4 protein-coding genes are annotated in these 2,804 nt (G+C 62.0%); all 4 read right to left on the bottom strand.

What is annotated here, in order from left to right:
- Positions 1 to 792, bottom strand: a 792-nt coding sequence (proS, locus tag EN990_RS35050) for a proline--tRNA ligase (RefSeq protein ID WP_127388572.1), incomplete at its 3' end; no start/stop codon positions are given.
- 632 nt (positions 793 to 1,424) lie between these two features.
- Positions 1,425 to 1,709 (bottom strand): DUF1467 family protein, encoded by a 285-nt coding sequence (locus tag EN990_RS35045; RefSeq protein ID WP_013531106.1) that lies wholly within the window; start codon positions 1,707 to 1,709, stop codon positions 1,425 to 1,427.
- Entirely contained in the window at positions 1,706 to 2,110 is a 405-nt protein-coding gene (mce, locus tag EN990_RS35040; protein WP_013531105.1) for a methylmalonyl-CoA epimerase, read from the bottom strand. The genes EN990_RS35045 and mce overlap by 4 nt, the downstream gene beginning before the upstream one ends.
- Positions 2,111 to 2,220: 110 nt before the next feature.
- On the bottom strand, positions 2,221 to 2,804 hold a 584-nt coding region (locus EN990_RS35035), incomplete at its 5' end, for a ribonuclease J (protein ID WP_164766232.1).

The following is a 2,804-nucleotide window of genomic DNA, read 5'->3' as shown; positions in this document are numbered from 1 at the left end:
GTCATGCATCTCGTCGGTGGCGGCGTAGGGCGTCGTCCATGTCTTGACGATGTCGGCGATCTCGGCGTCGTTGGCAAAATCGGTGTTGGCGCCGGGCACATCGAGCGCAAGATAGTCGCGGTGGCAGTAGACCTGGCTCTCGCCGGTGTCGGCCAGGATGATGAATTCATGGCTGAGATCGCCGCCGATCGGCCCGGTGTCGGCCCGCATCGGTATTGCCTGCAGCCCCATGCGCGTAAAAGTCCGGAGATAGGACACGAACATCCTGTTGTAGGCCGCCTTGGCGCCTTCGAAGTCGAGATCGAAGGAATAGGCGTCCTTCATCAGGAACTCGCGCGACCGCATGACGCCGAAGCGCGGCCGCACTTCGTCGCGGAACTTCCACTGGATGTGGTAGAGATTGAGCGGCAGGTCCTTGTAGGACTTCACATAGGCGCGGACGATCTCGGTGACCACTTCCTCATTGGTGGGGCCGTAGAGCATGTCGCGGTCCTGCCGGTCCTTGATGCGCAGCATCTCCTTGCCGTAGTCGTCATAGCGGCCGCTTTCGCGCCACAGATCGGCCGACTGGATGGTCGGCATCAGGATTTCCAGCGCACCGGCGCGATCCTGCTCCTCGCGGATGATGCGGCAGACCTTGTCCAGCACCCGCTTGCCGAGCGGCAGCCACGAGAAACTGCCCTGCCCCTGCTGGCGGATCATGCCGGCGCGCAGCATCAGCCGGTGCGAGACGATCTCGGCCTCGCGCGGATTTTCTTTGAGGATCGGCAGGAAATAGCGCGACAAACGCATGGGCAGGTCCGTGAGTGAGGAGGGCCGCGTCAGAATCGGCGCGACTTTGGCTTGCTTGACCCGGCTTCATAGCCATTTCAAGGCGGAATGGGAACCCGGACGCTTCGGCCCGAAAAGCGGAATCGATTTCCAAAAAACATGGGTAGCCGGGATCAGAAGCGTCGCACCGCCGTTCGCCCGTCCAGAAGACCCACGGCGCTGCAAGGCCTCCCGGTCACTGTGCGCGTCTTGGTGATCGTTCGCCAAGCAACGCCTGCCACACTATTGTGCAGTGCAGCACGAGAATGCCCGTTTCAAGGCAAAATTCTTCGTGACATTTTCATTCGCCTTAGGCTAATGTACCTCGATAACCGAGAGGGCAGAAAAAAATCTGCTCTCCTACGCGGTCAAAGTCTTGGGAGGATGCGATCTAGGCGCGGTTACTCGCTGCCGCCGGAAACCGGAAACAGATCGGACGCGTTTAAATTGCAAGGCCTCGTGCCTTGCATTTTTTTTGTGCAATCATCTGCTTAGCGCAACGCGTTGCCAAACCACCTTACCCAGCGTCAGCGCTCGTCAGGCCGCAAAACGGCACGACATTCCCGCCGAAACCCGCCCGGTTCCGACATATGAAAACGCCGTCGCTGGACAGTCTATTTAGCCGGCGTCTGGCTGAATTCCGGCACGATGTGCGGGATGTCGTTGAGGCTGTATCCCAGCCCATGCGTCAAGCCATAGAAAATGCCCATCAGGATCGCGGTGGCGATGGTGGTGCGGATCACGGCGCGCAGCATGTGAGGCCCACGCGGCGCGCTCGGAACCGTGCCGAGCGTCACGTCGTGATCGTCGTCCTGCGTCCTCACGCTGAACGGCAGCACGGCAAACAGCACCACCCACCAGGTCGCGAAAAACAGGGCTGTGAACGAAACCCAGCTCATGATTGCTCCAGTTCGATCAGCGTGCCGAAGAAATCCTTCGGATGCAGGAACAGCACCGGCTTGCCGTGCGCGCCGATCCTCGGGTTGCCGTCGCCCAGCACGCGGGCGCCGGCGGCCTTGAGCTGATCGCGCGCGGCCAGGATGTCGTCGACCTCATAGCAAAGGTGATGCATGCCGCCGGAGGGGTTCTTCTCCAGGAAGGCGGCGATCGGCGATCCCTCGCCCAAAGGCTCCAGAAGTTCGACCTTGGTGTTGCCGACATTGACGAACACCACCGTCACCCCGTGCTCCGGCAGTGCCTGCGGCGCCGTAACCTCCGCGCCGAGCGTGTTGCGGTAGGCCGCTACGGCAGCAGCCAGATCCGGCACGGCAAGCGCGACATGGTTCAGACGTCCGAGCATAGGTTTTCCCCAGGGCAGTAAGGCAATAGGGCAGTATGGCAATAGGGGAAAAGCTGACCTGCCTCGTATCGAAATCCCTACTGCCCTACTCCCTTACTGCCCCACTCCCCTCAGCGAGTGACGAACACCGTCACCAACGGCTTCTTGCCCCAGGCTTCGTTGGCGGCGCCGCGCACGGCGCGCCGCACTGCTTCCTGCACCAGGTCGAGGTCTTTTCGGCGCTGACGGGGGATCGAGTCCACCGCGCCGATTGCCGCATCGATCATCAGATCTTCCAGCGACTCGCCACGGCCATCGGCCTCGGCGACTCCGATGGCGACCAAATCGGGGTCGCCGGCAAGCTCATATTTGTCGTCCAACACGACATTGACCGCCACGTGGCCGGCAAAGGACAATTTGCGCCGGTCGCGGATGCCCATCGCCTGATCGGTGCCGATCAGTCTGCCATCCTTGTAGATACGGCCGAACGGCACCTGATCCATGATGGTGGCTGGGCCGGGAGCAAGCCTGAGCATGTCGCCGTCGCGCACCTGCGCCACCTGGCCGATGCCCGATGTCGACATCAGCGAGCCCTGCGCCACCAGATGTGCCGCCTCGCCATGCACGGGAACGCCGATCTGCGGGCGCACCCATTCATACATCTTGCGCAATTCGCTGCGCCGCGGATGGCCGGAGACATGCACCAGCGCATCGC

Origin of the sequence: Mesorhizobium sp. M7A.F.Ca.US.005.03.1.1 (assembly GCF_003997975.1) — a bacterium.
In the GTDB taxonomy this organism is placed as follows: domain Bacteria; phylum Pseudomonadota; class Alphaproteobacteria; order Rhizobiales; family Rhizobiaceae; genus Mesorhizobium; species Mesorhizobium ciceri.
This window is presented reverse-complemented; position numbering and strand designations above follow the sequence as displayed.

What these genes read in the sequence shown, in the direction of transcription:
- EN990_RS35045 (WP_013531106.1), bottom strand. Translation starts at nt 1,709, where the DNA reads ATGAGCTGGGTTTCGTTCACAGCCCTGTTTTTCGCGACCTGGTGGGTG.
- mce (WP_013531105.1), bottom strand. Translation starts at nt 2,110, where the DNA reads ATGCTCGGACGTCTGAACCATGTCGCGCTTGCCGTGCCGGATCTGGCT.